The sequence below is a fragment of the Actinocorallia lasiicapitis genome (genome assembly GCF_054778695.1).
The window spans coordinates 1-1039 of sequence record NZ_BAAGZI010000777.1 but is presented as its reverse complement, the minus strand read 5'-3'; the positions used below and the strand labels follow the sequence as shown (position 1 = coordinate 1039).

Sequence of the window (1039 nt, the reverse complement as noted above, 5' to 3'; positions counted from 1 at the left end):
CCGCCACCGTGGCCGGTGACCCTTCCGTCCCGAGCAGCGGCAGCCGCGCCGCCTCGGCGAGCGGCGCCGACTGCGGCAGGGTGTCCGCCGAGGTGACGGTCTGCCGCAGCAGCGCCTCCTCGTGCACGAACAGGCAGACCAGCCCCAGCCCGACGAAGTTCAGCAGCAGGGTCGTGATCACCTCGCTGGTCCCCCGCCGCACCTTCAGCCACGCCGCGATCCCCGCCCATCCCGCCCCGGCCGCGAACCCCGCGCCGAGAACGAGCCCGACCCCGGCTCCCTGCGGGAACCCCGCGGGCAGCGCGACCCCGACTCCGGCCGCCGCGATCCCGCCGACCGCGAGCTGCCCTTCCCCGCCGACGTTCACCAGCCCCGCCCGGTACGCCACCGTGAACCCCACGGCGATCAGCCCGAGCACCGCCGCCGAGTTCAGCGCGCTCCCGAACGCGTACGCCGACCCCACCATCCCCTCCCAGAGCGCCTCCCCCGCCTCCCGCACCGACGCCCCGGTCCCCAAAACCAACAACACCCCGACGACCACCGCCGCCCCCACAGCCCCGCCATAAACCACCACATCCCGCCCACCCACCACCCACCCGGCGACCACTCCCGCCACAGAGCGGCCCTCGGGTGCGGGGTTCCCGGCCGGACCGCTGGGCATCGCGCCCTCTCGAGCGTCGCCGAGGCGATCCGTCTCACCTGCGGGCGCACCAGGCGCGGGGCGATCGGTCTCGTCTGCTGGTGGGGGCGGGGTGGAGGGGGTCATGTGGGGGTTCCTGTCATGAGGGTGGCGATCTCGGAGTGGGCGGTGGGGGACGTGCAGTCGACGGGGCCCAGGAGGCGGCCGCGGTAGGCGACGAGGACCCGGTGGCAGGTGGCGAGGAGCTCGGGGAGTTCGGTGGAGACGAGCAGGACGGCGGTGCCGCGGTCGGCGGCCGAGCGGACCCGGGCCAGGACCGCTTCCACCGCGCCGACGTCGAGGCCGCGGGTGGGGTGGGCGGCGACCAGGACGGTGAGCGGGTCGAGGGCCAGTTCGCGG

The 1039-nt window shown here is 75.6% G+C and carries 1 protein-coding gene and 1 pseudogene; both read right to left on the bottom strand.

The annotated features are described in order from the left end of the window. Window positions 1-553, bottom strand: a 553-nt coding sequence (locus ACYVE7_RS34555) for an ABC transporter permease subunit (RefSeq protein WP_460370844.1), incomplete at its 3' end; no start/stop codon positions are given. Window positions 554-762: 209 nt separating this feature from the next. Then, window positions 763-1039 (bottom strand): annotated as a pseudogene (locus ACYVE7_RS34550) (ABC transporter ATP-binding protein); the annotation flags it as partial.